This window comes from Aeromonas sp. 602658 (genome assembly GCF_049173005.1).
Lineage (GTDB): Bacteria > Pseudomonadota > Gammaproteobacteria > Enterobacterales > Aeromonadaceae > Aeromonas > Aeromonas veronii_A.
The window spans coordinates 39,632-64,832 of sequence record NZ_JAAKRF010000007.1; the positions used below are offsets into that span (position 1 = coordinate 39,632).

25 protein-coding genes are annotated in these 25,201 nt (G+C 57.4%); 12 read left to right on the forward strand and 13 right to left on the reverse strand.

Annotation, left to right across the window (positions count from 1 at the left end; all coding sequences use genetic code 11):
• Window positions 1–12: 12 nt before the first annotated feature.
• Complete coding sequence (locus G5253_RS08105; RefSeq protein ID WP_019445898.1) at window positions 13–219, reverse strand: hypothetical protein; 207 nt, start codon at window positions 217–219, stop codon at window positions 13–15.
• A 131-nt stretch (window positions 220–350) separates the two neighbouring features.
• On the opposite strand from G5253_RS08105, the gene dinB reads away from it, so the two are divergent.
• From dinB to rlmM, 6 genes are all read left to right on the forward strand, one after another.
• Entirely contained in the window at window positions 351–1,406 is a 1,056-nt protein-coding gene (dinB, locus tag G5253_RS08110) for a DNA polymerase IV (RefSeq protein ID WP_266134198.1), read from the forward strand.
• A 66-nt stretch (window positions 1,407–1,472) separates the two neighbouring features.
• Complete coding sequence (locus G5253_RS08115; RefSeq protein WP_266134131.1) at window positions 1,473–3,614, forward strand: methyl-accepting chemotaxis protein; 2,142 nt, start codon at window positions 1,473–1,475, stop codon at window positions 3,612–3,614.
• A gap of 284 nt (window positions 3,615–3,898) precedes the next feature.
• Window positions 3,899–4,819, forward strand: coding sequence for a transcriptional regulator GcvA (locus G5253_RS08120; RefSeq protein ID WP_185227590.1), 921 nt, complete (start codon window positions 3,899–3,901; stop codon window positions 4,817–4,819).
• A complete protein-coding gene (locus G5253_RS08125; protein ID WP_266134130.1) occupies window positions 4,812–5,441 on the forward strand; it encodes an alpha/beta family hydrolase in 630 nt (209 codons plus the stop codon). Before G5253_RS08120 ends, G5253_RS08125 begins: the two co-directional genes overlap by 8 nt.
• 51 nt (window positions 5,442–5,492) lie before the next feature.
• Window positions 5,493–5,879 (forward strand): DUF423 domain-containing protein, encoded by a 387-nt coding sequence (locus G5253_RS08130; protein ID WP_139741857.1) that lies wholly within the window; start codon window positions 5,493–5,495, stop codon window positions 5,877–5,879.
• The gene (gene rlmM / locus G5253_RS08135; RefSeq protein ID WP_124930037.1) at window positions 5,872–6,966 is read left to right on the forward strand and encodes a 23S rRNA (cytidine(2498)-2'-O)-methyltransferase RlmM; all 1,095 of its coding nucleotides are present in this window, start codon (window positions 5,872–5,874) and stop codon (window positions 6,964–6,966) included. Before G5253_RS08130 ends, rlmM begins: the two co-directional genes overlap by 8 nt.
• A gap of 80 nt (window positions 6,967–7,046) precedes the next feature.
• Here the strand turns inward: rlmM and G5253_RS08140 are convergent, their stop codons facing one another.
• The 7 genes from G5253_RS08140 to queF form a co-directional block, all read right to left on the reverse strand.
• On the reverse strand, window positions 7,047–7,505 hold the full coding sequence (locus tag G5253_RS08140) for a hypothetical protein (protein WP_128816320.1): 459 nt from the start codon (window positions 7,503–7,505) through the stop codon (window positions 7,047–7,049).
• A 117-nt stretch (window positions 7,506–7,622) separates the two neighbouring features.
• Window positions 7,623–8,630 (reverse strand): isocitrate dehydrogenase, encoded by a 1,008-nt coding sequence (locus G5253_RS08145; RefSeq protein WP_005349723.1) that lies wholly within the window; start codon window positions 8,628–8,630, stop codon window positions 7,623–7,625.
• Window positions 8,631–8,789: 159 nt separating this feature from the next.
• Complete coding sequence (gene xni, locus G5253_RS08150; RefSeq protein ID WP_216958970.1) at window positions 8,790–9,590, reverse strand: flap endonuclease Xni; 801 nt, start codon at window positions 9,588–9,590, stop codon at window positions 8,790–8,792.
• Window positions 9,591–9,725: 135 nt separating this feature from the next.
• Window positions 9,726–11,081 carry a nucleotide 5'-monophosphate nucleosidase PpnN gene (gene ppnN / locus G5253_RS08155; RefSeq protein WP_019445906.1) on the reverse strand — a complete coding sequence of 452 codons (1,356 nt, stop codon included), beginning with the start codon at window positions 11,079–11,081 and terminating at the stop codon, window positions 9,726–9,728.
• Window positions 11,082–11,229: 148 nt separating this feature from the next.
• Window positions 11,230–12,843 (reverse strand): GGDEF domain-containing protein, encoded by a 1,614-nt coding sequence (locus G5253_RS08160; RefSeq protein ID WP_216951894.1) that lies wholly within the window; start codon window positions 12,841–12,843, stop codon window positions 11,230–11,232.
• 79 nt (window positions 12,844–12,922) lie between these two features.
• Window positions 12,923–15,205: a hypothetical protein gene (locus tag G5253_RS08165; RefSeq protein ID WP_266134129.1), complete on the reverse strand. Its 2,283-nt coding sequence runs from the start codon at window positions 15,203–15,205 to the stop codon at window positions 12,923–12,925.
• Window positions 15,206–15,382: 177 nt separating this feature from the next.
• On the reverse strand, window positions 15,383–16,231 hold the full coding sequence (gene queF / locus G5253_RS08170; protein WP_216951892.1) for an NADPH-dependent 7-cyano-7-deazaguanine reductase QueF: 849 nt from the start codon (window positions 16,229–16,231) through the stop codon (window positions 15,383–15,385).
• Window positions 16,232–16,435: 204 nt separating this feature from the next.
• Between queF and syd the strand changes: the two genes are divergently transcribed.
• Complete coding sequence (gene syd, locus G5253_RS08175; protein WP_158110989.1) at window positions 16,436–16,984, forward strand: SecY-interacting protein; 549 nt, start codon at window positions 16,436–16,438, stop codon at window positions 16,982–16,984.
• 92 nt (window positions 16,985–17,076) lie between these two features.
• Here the strand turns inward: syd and G5253_RS08180 are convergent, their stop codons facing one another.
• The 5 genes from G5253_RS08180 to G5253_RS08200 all read right to left on the reverse strand — a co-directional run bounded on the left by G5253_RS08180 (window position 17,077) and on the right by G5253_RS08200 (window position 20,009).
• A complete protein-coding gene (locus G5253_RS08180) occupies window positions 17,077–17,862 on the reverse strand; it encodes a Zn-ribbon-containing protein (RefSeq protein ID WP_266134128.1) in 786 nt (261 codons plus the stop codon).
• Window positions 17,863–17,865: 3 nt separating this feature from the next.
• On the reverse strand, window positions 17,866–18,162 hold the full coding sequence (locus G5253_RS08185; RefSeq protein ID WP_042081118.1) for a DNA-binding protein: 297 nt from the start codon (window positions 18,160–18,162) through the stop codon (window positions 17,866–17,868).
• Between the two features lie 84 nt (window positions 18,163–18,246).
• The gene (locus tag G5253_RS08190; protein WP_064337107.1) at window positions 18,247–18,483 is read right to left on the reverse strand and encodes a DUF2789 family protein; all 237 of its coding nucleotides are present in this window, start codon (window positions 18,481–18,483) and stop codon (window positions 18,247–18,249) included.
• Window positions 18,484–18,557: 74 nt separating this feature from the next.
• Window positions 18,558–18,857, reverse strand: a complete 300-nt coding sequence (locus G5253_RS08195) for a DUF3301 domain-containing protein (protein WP_019445210.1) — start codon at window positions 18,855–18,857, stop codon at window positions 18,558–18,560.
• Between the two features lie 111 nt (window positions 18,858–18,968).
• Complete coding sequence (locus G5253_RS08200; RefSeq protein WP_266134127.1) at window positions 18,969–20,009, reverse strand: DUF3549 family protein; 1,041 nt, start codon at window positions 20,007–20,009, stop codon at window positions 18,969–18,971.
• Between the two features lie 276 nt (window positions 20,010–20,285).
• Between G5253_RS08200 and G5253_RS08205 the strand changes: the two genes are divergently transcribed.
• The 5 genes from G5253_RS08205 (at window position 20,286) to G5253_RS08225 (ending at window position 24,846) form a co-directional block, all read left to right on the forward strand.
• A complete protein-coding gene (locus G5253_RS08205; protein ID WP_005338596.1) occupies window positions 20,286–20,621 on the forward strand; it encodes a YqcC family protein in 336 nt (111 codons plus the stop codon).
• Complete coding sequence (gene truC / locus G5253_RS08210; protein ID WP_019445213.1) at window positions 20,618–21,391, forward strand: tRNA pseudouridine(65) synthase TruC; 774 nt, start codon at window positions 20,618–20,620, stop codon at window positions 21,389–21,391. The genes G5253_RS08205 and truC overlap by 4 nt, the downstream gene beginning before the upstream one ends.
• 89 nt (window positions 21,392–21,480) lie before the next feature.
• Entirely contained in the window at window positions 21,481–21,921 is a 441-nt protein-coding gene (locus G5253_RS08215; protein WP_266134126.1) for a flavodoxin, read from the forward strand.
• Between the two features lie 542 nt (window positions 21,922–22,463).
• Window positions 22,464–23,783 carry a maltoporin gene (locus G5253_RS08220; protein ID WP_302054505.1) on the forward strand — a complete coding sequence of 440 codons (1,320 nt, stop codon included), beginning with the start codon at window positions 22,464–22,466 and terminating at the stop codon, window positions 23,781–23,783.
• Window positions 23,784–23,874: 91 nt separating this feature from the next.
• Complete coding sequence (locus G5253_RS08225) at window positions 23,875–24,846, forward strand: MalM family protein (RefSeq protein ID WP_266134125.1); 972 nt, start codon at window positions 23,875–23,877, stop codon at window positions 24,844–24,846.
• Window positions 24,847–25,201: the final 355 nt, after the last annotated feature.

The window sequence follows — 25,201 nt, forward strand, 5'->3', positions numbered from 1 at the left end:
ATCTTGTCCTGCTCAGTAGTCGTACTGTTTGCACTTCTTCTTGCGAAACTCTTCACGCCAGCGTGACAACTCTTGCTCTGTGCCGAGTGTGTCCCCTTTCTTGATGGCCTGTTCCAGTATCTCAATCCGGTCGTACAGCCAGCGGCACTCTGCCGTCGGGTTGTTCTTGCCGATGCCGGTCAACGGTAGCAAACAGAGTCCCAACCAAAGATATTTCATCCCGAACGCTCCTTGTCATTGTGGTAGTAAAGGTCTCCTTGGAGTCTACTATTTTAGCCGCAACGAGAGAGATAGAGCTGCGGTTATCCTTGGGGTAAGATGATGCCATGTCTGTTTATTTATACAGTGGTATGCGCAAGATCATCCATATCGACATGGACTGTTTTTTTGCCGCGGTGGAGATGCGGGACAATCCGGCGTTGCGGGAGGTGCCGCTCGCCATCGGTGGGGCCTCCGAGCGGCGCGGTGTCATCTCGACCTGCAACTATGTGGCGCGCCGGTTCGGGGTGCGCTCCGCCATGCCGAGCGCGCTGGCGAAAAAACTCTGCCCACCGCTGGTACTGATCCCGGGGCGAATGGCGGTGTACAAGGATATCTCCCGTCAGCTCAGGGCCATTTTCCTGCGCTATACCGATCAGGTTGAACCGCTGTCGCTGGATGAGGCTTACCTCGACGTGACCCACAGTCGCTGTTGTGGTGGCAGCGCCACCCTGATGGCGCAAGAGATCCGGCAAGCCATCGTCACCGAACTGGGATTGACCGCTTCGGCCGGGGTCGCCCCCAACAAGTTTCTCGCCAAGCTCGCCTCGGAGCAGCGCAAGCCTGATGGTCTGTTTGTCATTCGTCCCGACGAAGTGGCCGAATTTGTCTGTCAGCTGCCACTCGGCAAACTGCCCGGGGTGGGGCGCAAGACTGCCGAGCGGCTGGAGGCTCAGGGGCTCTACACCTGTGAGGATGCGCGGGCCTTGTCGGCACAAGAGCTGTGCAGCCGTTTTGGCAAGCTGGGGGAGATGCTGACGACCCGGATCTGGGGGCTGGATGAACAGCCGGTGCAGGCGCACCGGATCCGCAAAACCATCGGGGTGGAGACCACCCTGGCAAGCGATCTCTGTGACGAAGAGGCCTGTCTGACGGTATTGCAGCAACTGCTGCCTGAGCTGGAACGGCGATTTCAGCTGGCGTGTCCTGCCGAGCAGGTGATGGGGCAGGGGATCAAGCTCAAGTTTGCCGACTTCCACCAGACCACCGTCTATCGCAGCCAGGGGGGCTATCAGGCCGCATTGTTCACACCACTGCTCAAGGAAGGGCTGCTGCGGGCGCAAGGGCGTTCGATACGTCTGCTGGGACTGGTAGTCGGGCTACCGAAGGAGGGAGAAGTAAACCAACTCTCGCTGGATTTGCTATGAGATGGTTAAGTTTTTGTTTATAAAGTCGATAATCTACCTGTATCTGCATGAAGTAGGAATATTGGCATGAATGCTCTTTCTGTCCAGGGACGGATTACCCTGATCGCCGGTTGCTGTCTGCTGGTCACGGCCGCTGCGCTGGTCACCTCCTCTATTTATAACGCGAGCAAGATGCAGTCCCAGGTGCGGCAAGCCACCATGCATGAGGCACAGCTGTCAGCCGAAAACAGGATGAAAGCGATGGGGTCAGAGCAGGCCGCCAAGGTGACCAGCTATCTTGATGAAGCCTATTTTCGTGCCAGTCTGCTGGCCGAGAGCGTGCTGTTCCAGCGCAAGAATGCGGCCGACAACTTCGTTCATTCGGAGGCGCTGCGCGGGGCTATCAATCAGCAATTGCACGATGCGGCAGCCTCATCGACCAACCTGCTCGGCGTCTATGCGGTATTTGAGCCCGATCAGCTGGATGGGGAGGACAGCAACTATCAGGGCTCTACGGAACTGGGCTCAAATGACAAGGGGCGTTTTTCCAGTTACTGGGCCTATGACAACGGCAAGATAGAGCCGGAAGTGCAGAATGAGGATGTACTGGCCGATGAGAGCCCGACCGAGGCTGGTGGCATCGAAAACGAGTGGTATCGCTGCAGCATTCGCACCCGTGCCCTCTGCCTGCTGGAGCCCTATCTGGACGATGTGGGCGATAAACAGATATTGATGACCTCGGTGACGGTCCCGCTACTGGAGCAGGAGACCTTGCTGGGGATGGTCGGGGTCGATATCTCGCTGGCCACTTTGCAGAGTCTGGTCAGTACCATGGACAAGGAGCTCTATGACGGCAAGGGCAGAATCTTGCTGGTCAGTCACGAGGGGCGTGTGGCGGGAGCCGATGAGTTCGATGTGACCATGGGGCGTGGGCTGGATCAGAAGTATCAGGGGCTGGCCAGCGAGCTGAAAGGCTGGCTCAGTCAGGGTCAGGAGCTGACTCGCTGGAGCAGCGATGGCACCTTGTTGCAGACCTTTGTCCCGGTATCCATGCGTGGCACCGACCGTAAATGGGGCATCTACATTGAATTGCCACGGGCCGTAGTGCTGGCCTCGGCCCAGCAATTGCAAGATGAGCTGGCCAGTGAAGCCAATCGCAGCGTGGTCTCGCAGCTGTCGATCGGAGTGCTGATCTCGCTGGTTGCCCTGAGTTTTATCTGGTTGATGGCGCGCCAGATTGTGGCACCCATCCGCGCTGTAGTTGCCCGCCTCAAGGATATCGCCAGTGGTGAGGGGGATTTGACCCAGCGTATCGAGATCCAGCGGCAAGACGAGATCGGCGAGCTGGCCAAGTGGTTCAACAGCTTCCTCAACAAGTTGCAATCCACCATCAGTCAGGTGATTGATACCGTCTCCGGTACGCGCAACAGTGCCGAGCGAGCCGCGCAAGTGGCCGAGCGCACCAGCAGTGGCATGCAGGCCCAGTATCAGGAGATCGATCTGGTGGCGACGGCATTTGAGGAGCTGAGCGCCACCGCGTTGCAGGTCTCCGGTAATGCCGGCTCGGCGGTGGCGGCTGCCAACACCACTGATGCCGCGGCGCAAGAGGGCAAATATGTCGTTGCCGACACCCAGGAGGCGATGCGCAAGCTGATGACCATTATCAACGATGCCCAGCCGGTGGTGGAGCGGCTCTCCGCCAACAGCGACAACATCAATGACATTCTTATCGTGATCCAGGGAATTGCCGAGCAGACCAACTTGCTGGCGCTGAATGCGGCTATTGAAGCGGCGCGGGCCGGTGAGCAGGGCCGTGGCTTTGCCGTGGTGGCCGATGAGGTGCGCAATCTGGCGGGTCGTACCCAGAATGCCATCGTCGAGATCCAGACCCTGATCAGCCAACTGCAATCCGGTACCGGCGCCGTGGTCAAGGCGATCCGCGATGGTCATGGACAGGCTGACGAGACGCTTGCCAAGGTGGATCTCTCGGTGCAGGTGCTGGAGCAGATTATCCAGTCGGTCTCCACCATCCATCAGATGAACGAGCAGATTGCCCGGGCGGCGCAGGAGCAGAGTCGGGTAGCAGACGAGATCAACCGCAACGTCAGCAACATTCGAGATGTGAGCCACACCATCCGGGCCGAGGCGGCGACCTCCGCCGAAAATGGTCGCGAGCTCTCTGCGCTGGCGGACAAGCAGCAGCAGCTGGTGGGGCAGTTCAAGGTATAGAAGGGATGAAAAAAGGCGCCATCCAGCTGGAGGCGCCAAACACATTCAGATGACAGACTGGGTCAAACCGGTGAGATTTGAGCCCCTCTTCCCGCAGAGGAAGAAACACAACACCACAATCACAGTCGAAAGACTCACTAAAAACACATGTAAACCAACACGTAGTAGAAAATGTGAGCCATATGACGACTGATTGCTGGGCGAATTATGTTTATTCACTGGTCGACCCGCAACCGACAAATTATAATGCGCCCCATTAGAAAAACTCATCGTCGGCTGGTGTCATGTCTCGTCGTTTACCCCCGCTCAATGCCCTCAAGGCGTTTGAAGCTGCGGCTCGTCACTTAAGCTTTACCCGCGCAGCAGAAGAGTTGTTTGTGACTCAGGCTGCCATCAGTCACCAGATCAAGGCGCTGGAGGAGTATCTTGGCATCAAGCTGTTCCGCCGCAAAAACCGCTCCTTGTTGCTGACCGAAGAGGGACAGGGCTATTTCCTGGATATCAAGGACATCTTTGCCTCCATCTCAGAGGCGACCGACAAGCTGCTGGCCCGCAGTGCCAAGGGGGCGTTGACTGTCAGTTTGCAGCCGAGTTTTGCCATCCAGTGGCTGGTGCCGCGGCTGGTCAAGTTCAGCGAGCGTCACCCCGATATCGATGTGCGGATCAAGGCGGTCGATCTCGATGAAGGGTCGCTCACCGATGATGTGGATGTGGCCATCTACTACGGGCGCGGCAACTGGCCTGGTCTGCGTAGTGACAAGCTGCATACCGAATACCTGATCCCCGTCTGTTCCCCCTTGCTGCTGACGGGATCCAAGCCACTGCGTACACCGCAAGATTTGACTCTTCATACCCTGCTGCACGATACCTCTCGCCGCGATTGGAAAGCCTGGTTCCGCCAGCTCGATATCGATGCACCCAACGTCAATCAGGGGCCCATCTTCAGCCACTCCACCATGGTGATCCAGGCGGCGATCCACGGCCAGGGGGTGGCGCTCGGCCACAGCGTGCTGGCACAACCGGAGATTGAGGCCGGCCGCCTTATCTGCCCGTTCGAGCAGGTGCTGGTGAGCAAAAATGCCTTCTATCTGGTGTGCCAGGAGCAACAGTCGGATCAGGGCAAGATCGTTGCCTTCCGCGACTGGATGCTGGAGCTGGTGGAGCAGGAAGAGGCGCGTCGCAGGGCAAGGCTCGCCGATGCCTGATGTGATCCGCGAGGGGGCAGTTGATGCCCCCGTTCGCATTTTGCTGGCCCACGGGGCAGGTGCAGGGATGGATCACCCCTTTCTTGCCGAGTTGTCACGCCTGCTGGCCGGGCCGGATATCGAAGTGGTGCGCTTCAACTTTCCCTACATAACCAAGCGAGCACAGGATGGCAAGCGCCGCCCGCCTGACAGGGCGCCTGTGCTGCTCGCTCATTGGCGCGACATGATCCGCGAGTTTGCCCATCCACGGCTGTTTCTGGCGGGCAAGTCGATGGGTGGGCGGATGGCGGCGGAACTGTATCGTGAAGGCGAGGGTGAGATGAATGCTGCAGGATTGCTCATTCTCGGGTATCCTTTCCACCCTCCGGCCAAGCCCGACAGTTGGCGAGGCGAGGTACTCAAGCACATTGCAGTGCCAACCCTGCTGTTGCAGGGGGAGCGCGATACCTTCGGTAGTCGCGCCGAACTGGCCGATTTCCCCTTCTCACCCGCCGTATCGGTCCATTGGTTGACCGATGGTGATCATGGGTTCAAACCGCGTAAAGCCAGTGGCGTGAGTGAGCAGGATAATATGCAGCATGCAGCGGCGGCCATCAGCCATTTTGTGGCCCGACATGGATAGCACGAGAGGGTTGGTTTGATTGCCAGCCGTGATGAGAGAGGGAGAGTGAGGATGCAGATCCATCGACATTGGTTGATACTGGCCGGTCTCTTCGGGTTGACGGCCACCATGCTGGGGGCTTATGGCGCCCATGGATTGGCGGCGACCGGCATTACGCCCGAGCGTCTGGCGGCATTCAATACCGCCGTGCAATATCAGTTTTTTCACGCATTGGCCCTGCTGGTTCTGGGCTGGTGTGGTGTGCGCAGCAGGGTGATCCAGCTGGCTGGCACCGCTTTTGTGCTGGGGATCATCGGATTTTCCGGCAGTATTTACGCCATGGTGCTGCTTGGCAGCAAGGGGCTGGGGTTGATTACCCCGGCCGGTGGCCTCTGTTTTATGTTGGGATGGGCGGCCCTGATCTGGGCTGGCTGTCGTCTTGGAGGAAAAAATGAATAATCTGCTGCTTTATTGCCGCCCCGGTTTTGAGAAAGAGGCGGCTGCAGAGATCACCGAGCGTGCCGGTAACATGCAGTGCTACGGTTTCGCCCGGGTCAAGGACGACAGCGGTTATGTGATCTTCGAACTGTATGACGAGGAGCAGGCGGACCTGCTGGCTCGCAAGCTGCCATTCCGGGAGCTCATCTTCATCCGCCAGATGCTGGTGGTCACCCATGAGCTTAAGGAGCTGGATATCGCGGACAGGATCTCCCCCATCCTTGAGGCGGTGAGTGACTACACCATTTGCGGTGATCTGCGGGTCGAAACCGCGGACACCAACGAAGCGAAAGAGCTGTCGGCCTTCTGCCGCAAGTTCACCGTGCCGCTTCGTCAGGCGCTGCGCAGCAACGAGATCCTGACCAAGAAGGAGACGCCAAACCGTCCGGTGTTCCACGCCTTCTTCATGGCCAATGATCATGTCTTGCTGGGCTACTCTTATTCGTTCAACAACTCCGGATTCCACATGGGGATCCCGCGCCTGCGCTTCCCGGCCGATGCACCGAGCCGCTCCAGCCTCAAGCTGGAGGAGGCGTTTTACGTGTTCGTGCCGCGGGAAGAGTGGGATGTGCGTCTCTGTTCAGGCATGAAGGCGGTGGATCTGGGTGCCTGCCCGGGTGGCTGGACCTATCAGCTGGTGCGTCGTGGCATGATGGTGACTGCGGTCGACAACGGCATGATGGCCCAATCCCTGATGGATACCGGTCAGGTCAAGCATATCCGGGATGACGGTTTCGTCTGGCGTCCGAGCAAGAAGAACACCTACTGGCTGGTGTGCGACATGGTCGATAAACCGGCGCGGGTCGTTCACATGATTGCGGACTGGTTCCGTGAGGGCGACTGCCAGGAGGCGATGTTCAACCTCAAGCTGCCGATGAAGAAGCGTTATGCTGAATCGGTACACAATATCGAGGTGTTGCGCGAGATGCTCAAGGAGATCGACAACGCGTTCGTGATCCAGGCCAAGCAGCTCTATCACGATCGAGAAGAGATCACCGTGCATGTTTACAACAAGTACTGGGTCTCCAAACTCGAGCCCAAGGCGTGATGTAGCCGTTCAGCCCGTACGATAAATACCAAGACCGACAGGGAACCCTGCCGGTCTTTTGCTATTCAGGGCTCGAAAAATCAGAAACGGTAATCGAGGCGCAGGGAAGATTCGTCGTCGGTCACCTTGATCTCTATCTGCAGCGGGATGGTTTTGTCGACCGGATTGAATTGCATCTTTATCCCATCTCCTCTCAGCCTGAGGGCGGTGTTCATTCCGCCAGCCTTGAACTTGACCTTGGGTCTGAAGCGTTCGACCGACAGACTGACGCTCTTTTCTGGGGTCAGATTAAGCTGCGGGTAGGAGGTGATCTTTTGATTACCAAAGTTGTCGGTGGAGACTTCAATACCAAACGACAGGGGTTTGGGTGCCTTGAGCAGGTCGTTGGTATCCAGGCTTGAACGCCATACCTCGGTGGCAGTCCGTTTTTCCTGCTGCGGCAGTTTGGCGGTTTGGGTTGATTGAGCCTGTTCGAAGGCACTTGCAGCACCACAAACCAGCATCAAACCCGAAACCAGATAGCACCCGTATCCCTTCATGAAAAACACTCCCTGTTCTTCTTCTCTATTGAACATAGTTGCTGTTTTGGGAGTGGCAAAGGATTCGGAAATATAAAAAAGGGAGCCTAGGCTCCCTTTTAAAATCAATTGGTTAGCTTACAGGCGATCGATGATGGCTTGGGTGAATTCGCTGGTGGAAGCCGTGCCACCCAGATCGCGGGTGACCCGATCACCGGATTCGATGGTGGCTCGCACCGCCTCGCGGATCCGCTCTGCTTTATCCTGCATGCCGAGGTACTCCAGCATCTGGATGGAGGCGAGGATCACCGAGGTCGGGTTGGCAATGTTCTTGCCAGCTATGTCAGGCGCAGAGCCGTGGACCGCTTCGAAGATGGCCGCACCATCGCCGATGTTGGCGCCGGGCGCCATGCCAAGGCCGCCGACCAGACCGGCGCAAAGATCCGAGAGGATGTCGCCGAACAGGTTGGTGGTGACCATGACATCGAAACGCTCCGGGTACATCACCAGATTCATGCAGGCGGCATCGACGATCATCTCTTCGCTCTGTATATCCGGGTAGTGGCTGGCGATTTCACGTGCCACTTCGAGGAATAGGCCGGAGGTCGATTTGAGGATGTTCGCCTTGTGGATGATGGTGACCTTCTTGCGCCCTTCCTGACGGGCCAGCTCGAAGGCGAACTTGACGATGCGTTCGGCCCCTTCGCGGGTGATGATGCTCATCGCCTCGGCACTCTTGTTGTCATCACTGCGCTTCTGACCTGCACCCGAGTACATCCCTTCGGTGTTTTCACGCACCGTGATGATGTCGATGTTGTCGTAACGGCTTCTGGTGCCCTTGAAGGAGATGACCGGACGCACGTTGGCGTAGAGGTTGAACTTCTTGCGCAGGGAGACGTTGATGGAGGTAAAACCGCCGCCGACCGGTGTGGTCAATGGCCCTTTCAGGCTCACCTTGTTCTTCTCAATCAGATCCAGGGTAGCCTGGGGCAGCAGCTCGCCATGCTTCTCGAGGGCAACCAGACCCGCATCAGCGTATTCGTACTCAAAATCACAGCCCGCATGGGTCAGGATCTGGATGGCTGATTCAATGATGCTGGGGCCGATGCCGTCGCCGGGGATCACGGTAATTTTTCTTTTGGACATGAGAGGGTTCCACTTCCAGGGTATAGGGGAGGATGGGGCTGCTTTATAGCATTTACTCAGCAAACCAACCACATTCCTTTACATTCTACTCACTTTCATCAACAGCGAGGGTGAGTCTCGTCATGGTTCGCGCCCTTGCCTGCATTTTTGTTCGGCCATTTAGTCCGGCTGGGGCGGGTAGCGGATGTCCCGCAGGTTGAATCCCAGTGGAATATCCCGCTGCAAGCGCACCAGCCGCTGGGCCAGCAGGGCCTCATCCTGATGCTGGCGCAGCTTGAGCAGTGGCTTGGCGGCATCCTCTTGCTGACAGGCTTCGAGCATGGCTGCCAGATTGCCGTATTGCTGCAACAGCTGGGTGGCTGTCTTGGGGCCGATCCCCGGAACCCCCTTGATATTGGAACCGCTGATACCGGTCAGGGCCCAGAAGTCGACCAGCTGAGCAGGGGCTACCCCATATTGCTGCTGGACGAAGGCGGCATCCAGCCAGCGTTTGTTGAAGTAGTCGCGCACCCGGATCTGCGGGCAGATCAGTTGGCAGAAGCCCTTGTCGGTGGAGATGATGGTCGCCTGATGGCCATGGCTGGCGATGCCGCTGGCCAGGGTGGCGATAAGGTCATCCGCTTCATCGGTCTCGGAGAGCAGGGCATCGACACCGCACTCCCAAAAGGCATCCTGCAGGGTCGCCAACCCCTCACGCAGTTCAGGGGGCATGGGGGTTCGCCCCTCCTTGTAGGCCGGATAGACCTCTTTGCGCCAGCTATGCACCTCGCCATCAAACACGGCAATGACATGGGTTGGCTCGCTATTGGCCAGCAGCTTGCGGCAGGTATTGATAAGGTTGGCGCGAGTTGCAACCAGCGCCTGGGCAGGGGTCAGTGCCTGCTGGGCCTGTACCGCGTGCAGACGGCGAATGAGATTGAGGGCATCGATGATGAGCAGGTGTGGCCGGATAGCTGACATGGGGCACTCTTGGCGGTAGGGACGCCCCATTGTAACAAACCGCTCGCCTTATGGGGGATTGATGGCAGTCGGGAAGGCATTGAGCCAATAAAGAGGGGCGCCGATGCGCCCCTCTGTCGATGATGTATCTGTACCCTAGCGGACGATTTCGTAGCAGGGCACATACTGGCTGCCCGGCAGCTTCATCCGCTGCTGCTTGACGAAACTCTCCAGCAGCTTGTCCATCAGGTGCATCAGCTCCTTGTCGCCGTGCAGCTTGAAGGGGCCTTTCTTCTCGATGGCGCGAATGCCCCCTTCCTTGACGTTGCCGGCGACGATACCGGAGAAGGCACGACGCAGGTTGGCTGCCAGCAACTGGGGCGGCTGGTTGCGGTGCAGATCCAGACTTGCCATGCTGGCGTGATCCGGCTCGAAGGGGAGCTGGAACTCCGGTTCAATCTTGAGGGACCAGTTGAAAGAGTAGGCATCGCCGACCGATTTGCGGTATTCGCGGATTTTCGGCATCGCCTCTTTCATCACCCGGGCCACTTCCGGTGCATCGCCGACAATGATCCGGTAGAGCTTGGTCGCCGGTTCACCTAGGGTCGCCTTGATGAAGTCGTCGATGGCACGGAAGTAGTCGGCACTCTCTTTCGGGCCGGTCAGGATGATGGGCATCGGCTGCCGCTCGTTGGCCGGATGCATCATGATGCCGAGCAGATAGAGCAGCTCTTCGGCGGTGCCGACTCCGCCCGGGAAGATGATGATGCCATGGCCGAGGCGCACGAAGGCTTCCAGCCGTTTCTCGATATCCGGCAGGATCACCAGCTCGTTGACGATGGGGTTGGGCGGTTCGGCCGCGATAATGGAGGGCTCGGTCAGGCCGATGTAGCGCCCGTTGCGTACCCGTTGTTTGGCATGGCCGACGGCGGCCCCCTTCATCGGACCCTCCATGGCGCCAGGGCCACAGCCGGTACAGATGTTCAGCTCACGCAAGCCCAGTTCGCTGCCCACGGCGCGGGTGTACTGGTACTCGATCTCGTTGATGGAGTGGCCACCCCAGCAGACGATCAGGTTGGGATCGGCGCCAGGCAGGATCACCTTGGCGTTGCGCAGGATGGCGAACACCACGTTGGAGATATGAGTCGAATTGGTGAGGTTGACCAGCCGGTTCGATTCAAGCTGGTTGGAGACATAGAGAATGTCGCGCAGCACCGAGAAGAGGTGCTCCTGAATACCACGAATGATCTCGCCATCGACGAACGCGTGCTCGGGGGCGTTGAACAGTTCCAGCTTGACCCCGCGCTCGCGCCGGATCACATGAATGTCGAATGATTTGAAGCGCTCCAGGATCTCCTTGGAGCTGTCGGTATGGCTACCGGAATTGAGCACTGCCAGCGAGCAGTTGCGAAACAGTTGATAGATATCGCTGGAGGCAGTCTGCTTGAGGCGATCCACCTCAAGCTGTGACAGCAAATCCATGCTGCCGACGGGATTGATGTGCGTAATCATAGGTTCCCCTTTACTCACTTGTTATCGTTGTGTTTTTTCCCTGGGGAGAAAAGGGATGCCATGTTGCATCCCCTGAGTTTGATAGTAGTGGCAACGGAGGGGGGAGGGAAATAGGGCGACGACTGTTCGCTGTTTTTTTAGTCACCACTCAGGCCAGTGTCACTTGATCCCGACCTGCGTTCTTGGAGTGGTAGAGCGCTCTGTCCGCCCGTTCGAACACATCGGAGGGGTTGTCACCATCCTTGAACAGGGTTGCGCCGATGGAGATGGTGATCTCCACCTTGGCATCGCGAAAACGGAACGGGATGCTCTTGATGGTCTGGCGCAGGGTTTCCAGCGGCTTCTGGAACTTGTCCGGGTTGATATTGGGCAGCAGCACCACGAACTCTTCGCCGCCGAAACGGGCGATGAAGTCAGTGTCACGCAGGGCGCTCTGCAGCGCTTTGGCAACAACCTTCAACGCCTTGTCGCCGGCCATGTGGCCATAATTGTCATTGATGTTCTTGAAGTGATCGATGTCGATGATCGCCATGCAGAGCGGAGTGCGGTAGCGAAGCCAGCGCTTGAACTCCTGCTCCAGCCGCTCGTCGAGGGCGGCCCGGTTGTGTACCTGAGTCAGGCTGTCGAGGAACAGCTTGTGCTTCTGAATGGTCAGCCGCTTCTTGTATTCGGCGGTCTCATCCTTCATCAAGCGCAGCTTGGACTCCATGGTGGAGAGGCGGGTGAGCAGGTGACGTTCCCGTGCTGCGGTACTTTCCCGTTCTTGCAGCAGCAGATTGATGGCGCCCATATGGCCGGAGATGGCACGCTTGAGCGCATCGATGGAGTTATGGCTGGCCAGGGAGTGGTCGATCGCCTGCAGTTCGCAGACCAGAGCTTCGCGGGTTTCACGGGTTTCATTTTGTAGCGCACGCCCCTCATCGAGGGATTCGGTAAAGCCGACATGCACTGCTGACAGGCTCTCGTTGAGGGAGCTGAGAAAGGCGCGGGAGGCTTTGCGCTCCTCGCGGGTGCCTTCGATGATAAGTTCGATGACCTGCATACAGGTCTCTGCCAGCATGGCAGGATTGATGCCGATCAGCAGTTGACGGCGGATATCCCCGAGGCTCTCGCCAATTGAACCGGCGAAATCAAGTTCGGTGATCAGCCGCTGCAGTTCGTCTGCGATACGCGCATGATCTTTGAGGTCAAACGGCTCAACATCAGGTTGGGGTTCACAACCGGGCTCGCTCTCTTGCTGTTGGGGCGCTGAAGAGCCGGACAGTGGCTGGCTTGGCAGCAGCTGGATCTTGATCGCCTGCTGATAGAATTCAAGCAGGCGGATCACCTTCTTTTGATGATCGGCAATACCATAGCCGGCGGGGCTTTTCAGAAATTCCTTGAGGGATTTTCGGGTCTCTTCCGGGAAGCCCTTGATGGTTTTTAGCTGTTTTGAGCCAAGATCAATGGCTGCCTGGGTCAGGGTGAGCGACTCTTCCAGTGCATTGCTGTGCTGCTGCAGCAACTTCTCGATGGCAAGTAGCTCTGCATCCAGCGAGGTGAATGCGGGATTGCTATCCAGTCTCTGCTTGAGCTTGGCGAAGCGATTGTCCAGCTCACGATCGAAGCCGCGGCAAGAGAGCATCAGCTTGTTGATAAACTGGATGCCACGAGCTCGCTCTGCATCGGAAAAGGAGAGAACGCCGTCGAGCTCCAGCTGTTTTTGCTGGAGGGATTCCCTGAGCCTGGCCAATTGTCCTGCTACGGCAGCGATGTCATTCATTATCAGGTCGCCCTGTTGTCATTATTGTTTTTGGTGTTGGATAGCAACAGTGGCCGAACCCGAGGTTGAGTGTCGTCTGTTATCTATTATTTGCCGGCTGGCCTTCAGCCGCTTGCATCCTTGCGAGGCTGGGCCAGTTAACCCATTGCTTTTCATGAGAAGAATTGACTTTTACCAGCCCCTTGTCAATTGCCATCAAGCCGCATTGCCACACATCCCCATTAAAAAATGCAGCCTGCTGGCAATCGATGGCGGCGAGCTCCAACCAGGCGTTTTGCCGGTATTTTTCACTGAGCTGAATGGCTCCCGACAGGGCGAGATAGCAGAGGTCGAACAGGCCATTGTGATCGAGCGCGGTCGCCGCCTTGGGCAGGAAGGGGTGGCTGACAATCCCCAGGCTTATCTGGCGATCAAGCTCGTATTGGCAAGGGAAGGCGGCGATGGCGGTTAGCAGGTCTCCCGCAAGTTGATGCAGGTTGGTCACGTGGCGCTGCGGCACAACGTACAGCATGTGCCCTTCCCGCAAGTCATAGATACGGCCATCTTGCGGGGTCAGGGTATCCATATAGATGCCGAACGCCTGCTCGATTTCACGGCTGGCCTGATAGCCGTGGCGCTCCAGCGTATTGACCAGGAAGGGTACCCGGAACAGCAGATAGTGCAGCTTGTCATCGAATTCACTGTGCTCTTCGCTCAGATACCAGCGCTCCGATTTCAGCTGGCGTTTTGCCATCTCCCGCGGCCAGCGATTCATCAGCCGCTGCCAGTTGGCAAGTCCGGAGCGGGGTTCGATCAGCAGGGCCTCGCCAGTGCGTTTCAGTTGCAGACGGGCGGTACGCAATTTTAGCCAGAGGGTGAAGAAGAGGTAGATGAAGAGCGCCAGCAGCAGGCTGGTGGTAATGCTCGACCAGAGATAGCGCTCCTGCTGGTGCTGGCTGTTGTTAAGCTGCTGCTCCAGCTCCTTGATGTGTTGTACCCGTTCAACCTGGACATAGTTGTCGCGGATCGCAGCCTGCTCCTGATCAATTTCCTGCTGGCGAACCTCTTCTCCCAAACGATGGAAGCGCTTGTAACTGTCGAGGGCCTGGTGCAGGTATCCCTTCTGCTCATACGCAAGTGACAACAGGCGGAATACTTCGTACTGGCGGCGAGTGTCGCCTACCTGATTGGCCAGTGCCCGGGCATTTTCCAGCTGCAGGATGGCGATGGCCGCCTCCTGCTTCTTCAGATAGAGCTCGCCGAGCAACAGCAGGGTATCGATCAGCGGCTCTTTGGCATCGCCCAACTCGTGGGACTGCCGGGCTGCATTGAGGTAGTTGCCGGCCAGCGAGAGGTTACCGCTTTGCAGATAGGTTTTGCCAATCTCGTACTTGAGCAGAGAGGCCTGCGGCCGACTGCTTCCCTCATCGAGCAAATCCAGCGCATTGAAGAAGTAGACCAGCGCCATATTGAGGTCGCCCTGATCACGGTTGAGTCGGGCCAGCACGATAAGTGAGTCGCATAGCAGTGACGGATTGCCGATGGAGTGAAAATAGTTGGCCGCTTCATTGGCATATTGCAGCGCTTTCTGGGGCTCCTGCTCTTGCTGATAGAGTTTGACTATCTGGTTGGAGAGCAAGCCGAGAAAGAGCGGGTCGTTGAGATTCTTGGCCTGCTGCTGGGCATCGATATATTCACCCAATGCCAGCTGGGGTTGTTGCAGCACACGATAAAGGTCGCCGCTGATGGCGCTGACCCAGGCGCTGGCAAGAGGATTGGCGGCTTTGGCAGCCCAGATCCTTGCATCCGCCAGATGGGTCTTGGCGTCTTCAAGATGCTGATTTTCAATCTCGTAGCTGGTGCGTTGCAGGCGGCTATAGATCTGTAACTGGCTCTGTTTGAGGTCGGGACGGGCCAGCTGTTCGTCCAATTGTTCCAGCAGGATACGGCTGTTGTTCTGGCCATCTTGCCTTAGCCCCTGGCTACGGATTTTGAGATAGAGGGCGTGGGCCTTGAGTTCGGGTTGGCGCTCTCTCTCCGCCAGCTCCATCGCCTTGTCGAGGGTTTGCTGGGTAGCTTGATATTGGCCAAGCTGGATTCGGCACTCCCCTTCAAGCAGGTGTGCTCCGATGGTTTGCGAAACGGTGCTGTAGCTGAGCAGAGGCTCGCGATAGCCGAACTCCTGACGATTACTGATGATTTGCTGGGGATTCTTGGCCGCACGCGTCAGAAAGGCGGAGGTGATCTGAACACATCTGGCAGGGTCGGTCAGCACCAGTGATTGGGCCTGTTGCAGATCCAGGGATAGTTGCTCCTTGTCCAGATCCAGATTTGGAGCGGACAGAGAAGACATCATCATAGCCAGAAAAAACAGTTGATTCATTGGATTAAGGACGGCGCAGAGGTGTTGGCATGTTATCCAAGCCCACCCCTGCGAGTCCAGCGTTTACTGATGGTGTGCTCAGGCTCCTTTGTAGCCGGATGCATCAAGGCGCCAGCAGGGTTGAGATAGCAGGGCGCTGTGGTGTGATACCGGGAAGCCCTTTATCAACGTCTGCTCTTATTGACGGATCAGACGCAGGTTGGTTGGCACGGCTTCGAAATCGGAGCGGAACGGGTTGATGTCGAGGCCGCCGCGGCGGGTATAGCGTGCATAGACGGTCAACTGCTCAGGCTGGCAATAGTGCTTGAGGTCGATAAAGATCCGCTCGATGCACTGCTCGTGGAACTCGTTGTGTTGGCGGAACGAGATGAGGTAGCGCAGCAGCTTCTCCCGATCGAGTTTCGGCCCCTTGTAGCGGATTACCACGGAGCCCCAGTCGGGCTGGCTGGTGACCAGGCAGTTGGATTTGAGCAGGTGGCTGTGCAGAGTCTCTTCAACCTGCTCGCTGCCGACCGCCCCTTGCAGCAGGGACGCATCAAACTCGTAATTGTCTACCTCGATATCCTGCTCATCAATGCACTCGCCGGGCAGCAGGGCAATCTGGTGCGGCGCCTTGTCGAGGGGGAACAGGGTCACCTTGACGGTCTCACCGGCACAGGCACTCAGATCCTTGGTCAGCATGGCGGCGACTGCCTCGATAGAGTCGCAACGGGTCTGGTTGAAGGAGTTGAGGTAGAGCTTGAAGGATTTGGATTCGATCAGGTTCGCACTGGTGGCCGGAATGGCCACTTCACCCACCGCCACCATCGGCTTGCCCTTGGCATTGAGCCAAGAGAGCTCATAGAGGGTCCAGACATCGCAACCGCTAAAGGGCAGGTCATCGCCCAGCTTGAGATCATCCCGGTTCAGGCTACGTGGAACCGGCTGCAGCAGGGAGGGGGTGTACTGGCTGATGTAATCGGATTGCTGGCCCAGGCTCAGGCCGGTCAGGGCGCTGGCCCCGGCGTATCTATCTTGTTTGCTCACAGGGTTGCTCACGTAATGTGCTCATGATGAGTGGAATGAAACGGGCCATTGCAGGGCCGGATGGTTGCAGCCGCTTGGCTTGGGCGTCGGCCTCTCTGTATCCCGGGTTCTGTTTCCCGGGTCACTAGGTCGGCTGGCAACCTTGTCTGTTACCGGGTTTGGTGGTGCAATAGCGGACTTTGCCAGCAATTGTGGGGATTTTCGATGTCGGATCAAGTTTTGTCTGCCCTGGAGCACTTTTTTGCCCGCTGGCAACGGGATGGCGAGGCCAGACGAGGCCTGCCCCTGTGCGAGTGGGAGGCGGACTGGCGTTCCCCCTGCCAGCTTGGTGAGCCCGCCGATGGTCGGGTGGCCTGGCGTCCTCACCATCGCTCCGAGCCCGCCGATTTTACGGCCATGGCCGATGCCCTTGAGCTGACAATTCATCCCAGCGCCATTGCCCTGTTCGGGCACTGGTTCAGCCGCCCCATCCCCTGCCTCTTCAAGGGGTTGCGCCTTGAACTGATCCTGCCGTGGAACGAGGCGGATCTCGACCTGCTCAAGGAGAACCTCATCGGCCACCTGCTGATGCTGCGCAAGCTAAAACGAACCCCCTCCATCTTCATTGCCACCACCCGCAACGAGATGACGCTCATCTCCCTTGATAACGAGAGTGGTCAGGTGTGGCTGGAGTGGCTCGATTCTGGTCGCCGTCTGACGTTGGCGCCCTCCTTGCCAGCGTTTTTGGAACGGCTGGAGACGTTACCGCAATAGCACCTGTTCGAGCCAAGGTTACTCATCGGAGCGAAAAGAGCCTTGCCATGCGGCAAGGCTCTTTTTTATGGCATCGTGTACAGGGAACGCGCTTAATCCTTGAAATCCCAGGAGAGGTTGGAGACCAGACGGCAGCTGTCGCACTTGAAGTCGAAGATCTCGTGCAGTGGCTCTGCCAGCGCCCACTCACCGCCACAGCTGGGGCAGGGGCGCGCCTTCTCCTCGGCAGCGCTCAGCCCGCCCACCCGATAGAGGTAGTAGTAGGTGGGGATGCCGCTCAGCACTTCCAGCCGCTTGGCCAGATCGGTGCCGCGCCGGTAGAGGCGGCTGCCCACTTCGCCGATTTCGTGCAGCGCCGCATGTTCGGCGATGGAGCCGTTCATCTGTAACTGATCACACGCCTCCCAATCCTCCTGCCACTTGATGATCTGTTTCTGATCGCCGTTGGCGACCGCGGGCAGTTGGTAGAGCGGAATGGGGGCGAAGTGGTCGCCACAGCGCAGCGGCGAGCAGGTATGCAGGAAGCTGGTGTAGAGCAGCATCCAGCTCGGCCGCTCGCCCTGCTGGCCGCAAGGATCTGTGCTGTCGGAGAGCAGATCCGCCCCCTGCAGCTGGAGTTTGGGCGCCAGCAGCCCGGCCTGATTGAGCTGCTGTTCGGCCAGCTTGACCTGATCGCTCTGGTTGTCGGGGTGCAGGCTATCCTGCTCCGGGCAGACCACCCGACTGACGAAATAGCCGTCGTGCATGCTGGTGGGGAACTCCCGCCCGAGGATCTGGCCCTGATAACGCAGCATGTCGAGGTAGTTGACGATGGCCCGCTCGGCGTCGCCAAGGGAGGTATCGCGGTAACACTCAAAGCAGAGTTCGACGATATACATGGTTCAGCCTTGCCCCTGCTGGAGGAGCAGGTCGGTCAGGCGATCCACCTTCTGTTCGATGCGTGCGAGCTGTTCGGCGAGTTGCTGCAGGGTGAGCTCCGGCGCTGGCTGGGGCACGGCCTCTGGCAGGAGCTCGCTCTCGGCGGTCGCGACGGGTTGCTGCTTCCACTGGCTCAGCACTTTCAGCAGCTCGGCCATCGGCACCGGCTGGGTAAGGCGGGCCTTGATCATGGCGGTGGTGGGTGTCAGGCCCTTGGCGGCCAGCTCGTTGGCAATTCGGATGATCTCGTGGGCGGACATAAGCATGCTCTGGGTGAGAAGGGGGGGATCGATATCGGGGCGGGATCTTAACCAAAGCCGGCAGGGGAGGAAAGGGGCGGGCGGCTAGCGGGGCTGGCGCAACATCACATCGAGCTGGTCGATCGCTTCACACCAGTCGGAGTCGTTCCACAGGGCATCGCGCAGAAAGCTTGCCTGGGCGGCGTTCCAGAAACCGGCCTCCGGTAGAAGGGTCTCATTGTCGAGGTGATGGTCGTGCACAAAGCGGTGCAGGCTCAGCTCGTCGTTGGCCATCCCGAGCTGGGCAAACAGGGCTGGCAGATCGTGGACAAGGGGTTTCATCTCGTCTCTCCCTTTGTTTAATCCCTGAGATTATAGACAGGCACAGCCATCGGGCGCAGAGACGAGATTGGGGATCAGGCTGAGGGGATTCGATGGGGCGGCAGATCAACGCCCACGACGTGCAGCCCCTGCATCTTGAGGGTGCCCTGATAGTGGCTCTCGCCATCGCTGGAGAATTCAAACTGATAGTGGGTCAGCAGCCGTAGGGGATTGCGGGCCAGCTCCCGCCGGTTGCGGGCCAGCGACAGCAGTTGCAGGTCATGGTGCTGGCAGTAGCGGCGCATGTATTGCCAGGCCACTTCTGCCTGTTGGCGTTGCAGCCAGAACAGGCCGGCTACGGCAATCAGCAACAAAATTCCGAGCATCTCTCCCATAGGCGGGCTTCCTTATCGTGATGTCGATAACCGGGAGTCCTGCTCGGCACTCCCGATCTCTTTTTCTATTTCCCGCCGTGTTGCCTCGTGGCGTGAGGGGGAGGCGAGGGATCAGGCCGAGGCAAACAGACGGCCGATGGCCTTGCCCAGCGCATCGCTGCGCTCGGGGTCGCGCAGTCTGGCCAGCATATCATTGCGCAGGGCCGGTAAAGTGACCAACTCGGCAAAAACCTGATTGAAGAACTGGGTCGGTTGTAGCGCCAGCTGTTCCAGATAGTAGCTGAGCAGATTGGCATCTTTCAGATCGGGCCAGAGCCGACCGGCGATGGCGAGCAGTAGCGCAGGGCTTGGCTGGGTTTGCAGCAGGGTCAGCAGCTTGTTGGTGCGCAAAGTGCTGCCGGGGCAGGAGGCCATGGCGCGGCAGAGGTAGGCCAGGGTCTCCGGGTTGGGGGCGGCGCACTCCTGCTCCTTGCCGATCCGCTCGAGCAGGGCCCCTTGGACTGCCGGCGGCAGCGGGGCGTTTTCAAGGCTCTGGCAGAGGGCGTAGAGCGGCTCTTGCGGCAGTTTGGGCAGTGCCTTGCAGATCAGCGCCAGATTGCGCTCATCATGCAGCCGCTCGGCCAGATCGGCAAAGCCCTGCAGCCCCAGCGTTTGCCAACCGGTGTCGTTGGGTGCGGCCAGATAGTGACAGAGGGCATCGTAATAGGCCGAAGGGGCCTGCTCCAGCTGGCGCGCCAGTTTGGCGTGCAGACTGGCCATTTTTGCCTCTGCCGGGCGGAAGGTGTAGGGATTGTCGGCCAAGCGCTGGGCTTTCTCTTCATCCAGATCGCCGGTGAGCTTGTAGCCCAGGGTCTCCACCACCTGATCCATGAACAGCTTGGGGCCATTTGACATCAGCAGGCCGCGCTCATCGAGGGCAAACTTGAGGAACCAGAGGTAGTGGCGAGACTCGCTTGGCTGGAAGAAGTGTACACCGAGCCAGGCGTGCTGTTGCAGCGGCCAGGGATAGGGCTCCTGCTGCTGTTCGATGCGCACAAAGGTGTCGCTTGCCAGTGGCCGCACCTGGCGGCCCATGTCAAACAGCTGGAACTGGGTGCCAGCCTGAGTCAGAAATTCGGTCAAGGTATTGATGGCAGTAGGCGTCACAGACATGGTGAGATCCGGCTAATGGTGATGCGGGCCGATTATAAGGCCCTTGCCGAGGATAGCCAGTGGCAGCAGACGTGCGCTGCGGCAGATATCAACATGGCAGCCATGCGGGGGGAGGTGTATAGTATCGCCCTTTTTTAAAGGCGGTAGGCCGCGCTGGCTGCTGTGTATGTCGACGAGCCGGCTGAATCGCCGGTGCTGCGTGACGGAATTTATTTGCATCCTGGCTGACCCTGTCGGGTCGGCGGATCAATCTGTGGTTATGAGGAAGAGAGCGAGATGAATCAATATTTGCTGGTAGCTGGCCTGTTGGGGGAACTCACCGCCGAGTTGCAGCGCCTTGAGCGCTGGCAAGCTGACCATCCCGGTGACGAAGCCCTGGCAAGCACCCTGCCTTTTTGTGTCGATACCCTGAGCTTTGATCAGTGGCTGCAGTTCGTGCTGATCCCGCGCATGGAGCAGCTGGTGATGTTGCAGGCGCCGCTGCCCACCAGCGTATCCCTCTATCCCATGGCCAGCGAAGTCTACAAAGAGGATCTGGCCGAGGCAGAAGCGCTGCTGCGCCTGATCGCCCGCTTCGATCTGCTGCTTTCCGGCAAAGTGATCGAACAATGATGCCTGCGCAAACTCGAGAAGAGAGTGACCTGAAGCTGACTCTGCTCTATCAGGATGAGTGGCTGGTGGCGGTCAACAAGCCGTCCGGTCTGCTGGTGCATCGCAGTTGGCTCGACAAGGGCGAGACCCGTTTTGCCATGCAGATGACCCGTGATCTCATCGGCGGTCGCCATGTCTATCCGGTGCATCGCCTCGATCGGCCCACCTCAGGCGTGCTGCTGTTTGCGCTCGATCCGGTGATTGCCCGCGCGCTGACCGAAGCCTTCACCCAACGTCAGGTACACAAGGAGTATCTGGCATTGGTGCGCGGCTGGGCGCCCGAGCAGGGGGTGATCGACTATCCCCTCAAGGAGCAGTTGGACAAGATTGCCGATGCCATGAGCAACCCGGATCGTCCGGCACAGGATGCCGTCACCACCTTCCGGCGCCTGCATCAGGTCGAGCTGCCCCACGCGGTCTCCAAGAAGCATCCCACCAGTCGTTACAGTCTGGTCCGATTGTTCCCGAAGACCGGCCGCAAGCATCAGCTGCGCCGCCATATGGATCACCTGTTCCACCCCATCGTCGGGGATACCACCCACGGGGATGGTCGTCACAACCGTTTCTTTCGCGAGCACTTCGGTTGCGAGCGGCTGCTGCTGGTGGCCCGCACCCTGAGCTTTACCCATCCTGTGCTCAAGGTGCCGATGCGGATCCAGGCGCCACTCGGTCAGGATGTGCTGCGCCTGTTTGCCGAGCTGGGCTGGCCCGCCAGCGAGAGCGACTACTAAGCGCCTGATCCTCAACCCTGAATCGGTGGCATCTGACGCCAGCTTGCTGATAGAGTTGCTAAAAGAGTGACTCAAGCAGGGAGAGGAGAATGGCGCAGATCGATATTGTGGTAGGAACTGTCTATGGCGCAGCCATGCTGGTGGCTGAGACCTTGGCAGATGAGCTGGAACGCAAGGGGCATCACTGTGCCCTGCACGAAGAAGCACGGCTGGCGGACATAGACCCCGGCCGTTTTTTATTGCTGGTCAGTGCCACTACAGGACAGGGGGACATTCCTCCCAATCTGCAGCCCTTTGCCAGCGAGCTGGCTGACAAGGCGCCCTGGCTCAAGGGGCTGCGGTATGCCCTGATTGCCATGGGCGACAGCAGCTATGACCATTTTTGTGGCGCGGGCCGTCGGCTGGACGGATTGCTGCAAGAGCTGGGCGCCACGCGAGTGATTCCCCCGCTGGAGCTAGATGCTACCGTGCACGATGAACCCGAACAGGTGGCACTCAGCTGGCTGAAAAAATGGGATATTCAGCCCTGAATATTCTCTGAAATAGAGCCATATCAATCCCCTGATCCTTAACCGGCAGGGGATTGTTATTTGCACAAATGTCATCTCACTCAGCAAGCATATTCCCCACTCTTATTGTCGATAGTGACGGAGGGATATTTTCCCCTTTTGGCATTCCATCGGTGTAATGGTTTCAAGCGTACCGCAGACCCGTCGTCCAAATAAAAGTTCAATCTTGAAAGCGATCTCAGTCATGTTTTTGTCATTCGAACGTAAAATAATGACTTTGGTTCAGTCGCGAATTAATTGCTGGTAACGCTTTCAGGTTTGCCATAATTGCTTGTTTTGTGGTTTTATTGGTTTGCTATTGCTTTTATGGTCGGTTTTTTGCTGGTTGGTGTTGTGGCGATCGTTTGCCGAGCGATTTGTCGCCATTTTGTGAGTCGCTTCATATTTGTCGTGAAATACGCTCCCTATAATCAACCTCGGTTATCACCAACAGGATTTCATGGTGATAAGAAGTTGAATATTCAGGATCACACTCCTCACTGCGGGAAATAAGGAATATGACAATGAAAATGAAGTGGCTCCCGATTGCAGCAGCTGTTACTGCCGCCCTGGCTTCCCAAGCCGCCTTTGCCGTAGATTTCCACGGTTACTTCCGTTCCGGCGTCGGTGTTTCCGGCGACGGCGACATGGTTAAATACAACGTCAATAAAGTTGGCCGTCTGGGTAACGAAAATGATACCTACGGTGAAGTGCAACTGGGTCAGGAAGTATTCAACAAAGATGGCAAGACTTTCTATGTTGATTCCATGTTTGCCATGGCTTCCAACGGTTCAAACGACTGGGAAGGTACCGGTACTGTTTGTAACTTCGATGCCAAGCAGTGCAATGGTGATTCCGACTTCGCTCTGCGTCAGTTCAACGTACAAGCCAAAGGCTTGCTGAACTTTGCTCCTGAAGCAACCCTGTGGGCTGGTAAGCGTTACTATCAACGCCATGACATCCACATCTCCGACTTCTACTACTGGAACATCTCCGGTGCCGGTGCTGGTATCGAAGGCATCCAGGCTGGTCCGGGTAAAGTATCTTTCGCATGGGTACGCAACGATCGCAGCGCTGCCGATGTGTTTGGCCAGTACACCCAAACCGGAGTGGATGGCAACGGTAACCCGACCTATCAGAAGAATGAAGATCTGAACGTTAACACCTTGGATCTGCGTTATGCCGGCATCCCGCTGTGGACCGATGCGTCCTTGGAACTGGGCGTTGACTATGCTCTGGTCAATGAGACCAACGATCAGAAAGCACTGAAAAAGAATCCGCAAGATGGCGTGATGCTGACTGCTGAACTGACCGCTGGCATCCTCGGTGGTTTCAACAAAACCGTGCTGCAATACGGTACCGAAGGTTACTCCAAGACCATGGCTTTCTATGGCGATGGTTCCTGGTACGGCGCTGAAGCCAAAGACGGTGCTGACGGTTTCCGTATCATCAACTGGGGCGTTGTTCCGATGGGCAACTCCTGGGAGATGGGTCACCAGCTGGTTTACGGTGTAGGCAACGAAATGTGGGACGGCAACGACAAGTGGGAAACCATGTCTGTTGTTGTTCGCCCGATGTACAAGTGGGATGACTTCAACAAGACCATCTTTGAAGGCGGTTACTTCAAGGACAACAACAAGTCCACCAATGGCAGCGAAGACAAAGATGCCGGCTACAAGCTGACCCTGGCTCAAGCCTGGTCTGCTGGTTCCAGCTTCTGGGCCCGTCCGGAAATCCGTGTGTTCGCCTCCTACCTGGCTAACGACGAAGACAAGAAAGTCTTCGAAGGCAATACCTCCAAAGACACCTACCAGTTTGGTGTGCAAGCAGAAGCTTGGTGGTAAGCAAAAGTTTAAGTTAAGTTAGTGACTGCCCCCTTATGGGGGCAGTTTTGTTTCGCCGGATCACGGCCACCGGATTATGGAGATAAGAAAAATGAAACGGGTAAAGATGTCTATTGCAGCCGTAATCACTGCGCTATTAACCGGTTGTGCCGGCAACATGGTTGTTCCTCTGCAAGAACATGGCTCTATCTTGAGCGATGCAGATCAAGCCAAGCAAGCGTTGGCCAAAGCCTCCAGCTGCTGTGTGGCGTTTAAAGATTTCAGTTATGCCCCTTTGCCTGAGGGTGAGACCTTGCTGGCCATCGATGGCAAGCAACCCACTTTTCAGTTTGATGAGGGGATGAGTTACTTTGCGGCTTATCGCCTGCCGGCCAACACCGGTAATCTGGCGATCAGCCTGGCATCACAGGTGAGCAAAACCGTGATGGTGCCCAAAGTCATTATGCTGGATGCCGAGTTCAAGGTGACTCGCGTACTGGGTGAGTCTGTATTCAGTTATCAGCCTGCTCACCTGCTCGATAACGACCGTATCGAAGGGCGTCTCTTTGTTGACCGCAGCATGCCTGGCAACCCGGCCAGCGAAACATACATGATCGTCTATGCGCCTGCGGACCAACTCTCTGGCAGCACAACAATCCTTCATCCATCAAAAGCGTTTGCTCGTGCTAATGGTACCGTTGAGCCTGATATCAAGGATCCGGTGATCCCGCACTCCCCTTGGGGTTTGGTGCAGATCAAAGTCAAAGATATGGCCCGTGGAAGTGGTCTTGAAGCGGTATTCAAACCCGAATATGCCGATAAGGTGGCCATGAGCCAGGGTCAGCAGGTTGCCGCGATAGCGACGACTGCAGCCGTTACCACAACTGCAACAGCTGCGGTCGCAGCCAAACCTGCTCCTGCCATGCTGAGTGAAACAGAAGCCTTCTACCAGAGCCAGATCGAAAAAGCGGTCAAGGCGGGGGATATCGACAAGGCGATGAAGCTGGTGAACGAGGCCGAGCGGGCCGGTTCAACCAAGGCAAAAAGCGTGTTTATTGATGCGGTCAAGCGCTCGCAAAAATAGAGTAATACGACCGTTTGCTGGTCAGATATATTTGTTGAGGCCTCCCTTGTTGGAGGCCTTTTTAATCGGTAGACTGTAATAAATAAAAATCAAGCTGTTACGTTTAGTTACAATTGGTTTCCGTTCGGTATAATTGGCATTATTAAAATACAAAGTGAAACTGCTATTTATATGTCTTTGTAATAAAGTGATAATGCGGATTATTAACTTATATTAGAGGTGTTTTTTAGCCGCTAAACAAGTTGTGATCTTCCCTCCAAATTCAATATTCCCCCGCCTTCGAAAGCAGCAATTTATGACCCGCTGGGTTATATTCTGATGGTCAAAATAAACAAGCCCGACTCGAAGATATCTG

Coding starts and splice junctions, on each gene's coding strand:
- G5253_RS08145 (WP_005349723.1), bottom strand. CDS start 8,630: ATGTCCAAAAGAAAAATTACCGTGATCCCCGGCGACGGCATCGGCCCC.
- syd (WP_158110989.1), top strand. CDS start 16,436: ATGTCGGATCAAGTTTTGTCTGCCCTGGAGCACTTTTTTGCCCGCTGG.
- G5253_RS08140 (WP_128816320.1), bottom strand. CDS start 7,505: ATGAAGGGATACGGGTGCTATCTGGTTTCGGGTTTGATGCTGGTTTGT.
- G5253_RS08180 (WP_266134128.1), bottom strand. CDS start 17,862: ATGTATATCGTCGAACTCTGCTTTGAGTGTTACCGCGATACCTCCCTT.
- G5253_RS08130 (WP_139741857.1), top strand. CDS start 5,493: ATGCAGATCCATCGACATTGGTTGATACTGGCCGGTCTCTTCGGGTTG.
- dinB (WP_266134198.1), top strand. CDS start 351: ATGCGCAAGATCATCCATATCGACATGGACTGTTTTTTTGCCGCGGTG.
- G5253_RS08215 (WP_266134126.1), top strand. CDS start 21,481: ATGGCGCAGATCGATATTGTGGTAGGAACTGTCTATGGCGCAGCCATG.
- truC (WP_019445213.1), top strand. CDS start 20,618: ATGATGCCTGCGCAAACTCGAGAAGAGAGTGACCTGAAGCTGACTCTG.
- rlmM (WP_124930037.1), top strand. CDS start 5,872: ATGAATAATCTGCTGCTTTATTGCCGCCCCGGTTTTGAGAAAGAGGCG.
- G5253_RS08160 (WP_216951894.1), bottom strand. CDS start 12,843: ATGAATGACATCGCTGCCGTAGCAGGACAATTGGCCAGGCTCAGGGAA.
- G5253_RS08120 (WP_185227590.1), top strand. CDS start 3,899: ATGTCTCGTCGTTTACCCCCGCTCAATGCCCTCAAGGCGTTTGAAGCT.
- xni (WP_216958970.1), bottom strand. CDS start 9,590: ATGTCAGCTATCCGGCCACACCTGCTCATCATCGATGCCCTCAATCTC.
- G5253_RS08165 (WP_266134129.1), bottom strand. CDS start 15,205: ATGAATCAACTGTTTTTTCTGGCTATGATGATGTCTTCTCTGTCCGCT.
- G5253_RS08200 (WP_266134127.1), bottom strand. CDS start 20,009: ATGTCTGTGACGCCTACTGCCATCAATACCTTGACCGAATTTCTGACT.
- G5253_RS08190 (WP_064337107.1), bottom strand. CDS start 18,483: ATGAAACCCCTTGTCCACGATCTGCCAGCCCTGTTTGCCCAGCTCGGG.
- ppnN (WP_019445906.1), bottom strand. CDS start 11,081: ATGATTACGCACATCAATCCCGTCGGCAGCATGGATTTGCTGTCACAG.
- G5253_RS08195 (WP_019445210.1), bottom strand. CDS start 18,857: ATGGGAGAGATGCTCGGAATTTTGTTGCTGATTGCCGTAGCCGGCCTG.
- G5253_RS08205 (WP_005338596.1), top strand. CDS start 20,286: ATGAATCAATATTTGCTGGTAGCTGGCCTGTTGGGGGAACTCACCGCC.
- G5253_RS08185 (WP_042081118.1), bottom strand. CDS start 18,162: ATGTCCGCCCACGAGATCATCCGAATTGCCAACGAGCTGGCCGCCAAG.
- G5253_RS08125 (WP_266134130.1), top strand. CDS start 4,812: ATGCCTGATGTGATCCGCGAGGGGGCAGTTGATGCCCCCGTTCGCATT.
- G5253_RS08115 (WP_266134131.1), top strand. CDS start 1,473: ATGAATGCTCTTTCTGTCCAGGGACGGATTACCCTGATCGCCGGTTGC.
- G5253_RS08220 (WP_302054505.1), top strand. CDS start 22,464: ATGAAAATGAAGTGGCTCCCGATTGCAGCAGCTGTTACTGCCGCCCTG.
- G5253_RS08225 (WP_266134125.1), top strand. CDS start 23,875: ATGAAACGGGTAAAGATGTCTATTGCAGCCGTAATCACTGCGCTATTA.
- G5253_RS08105 (WP_019445898.1), bottom strand. CDS start 219: ATGAAATATCTTTGGTTGGGACTCTGTTTGCTACCGTTGACCGGCATC.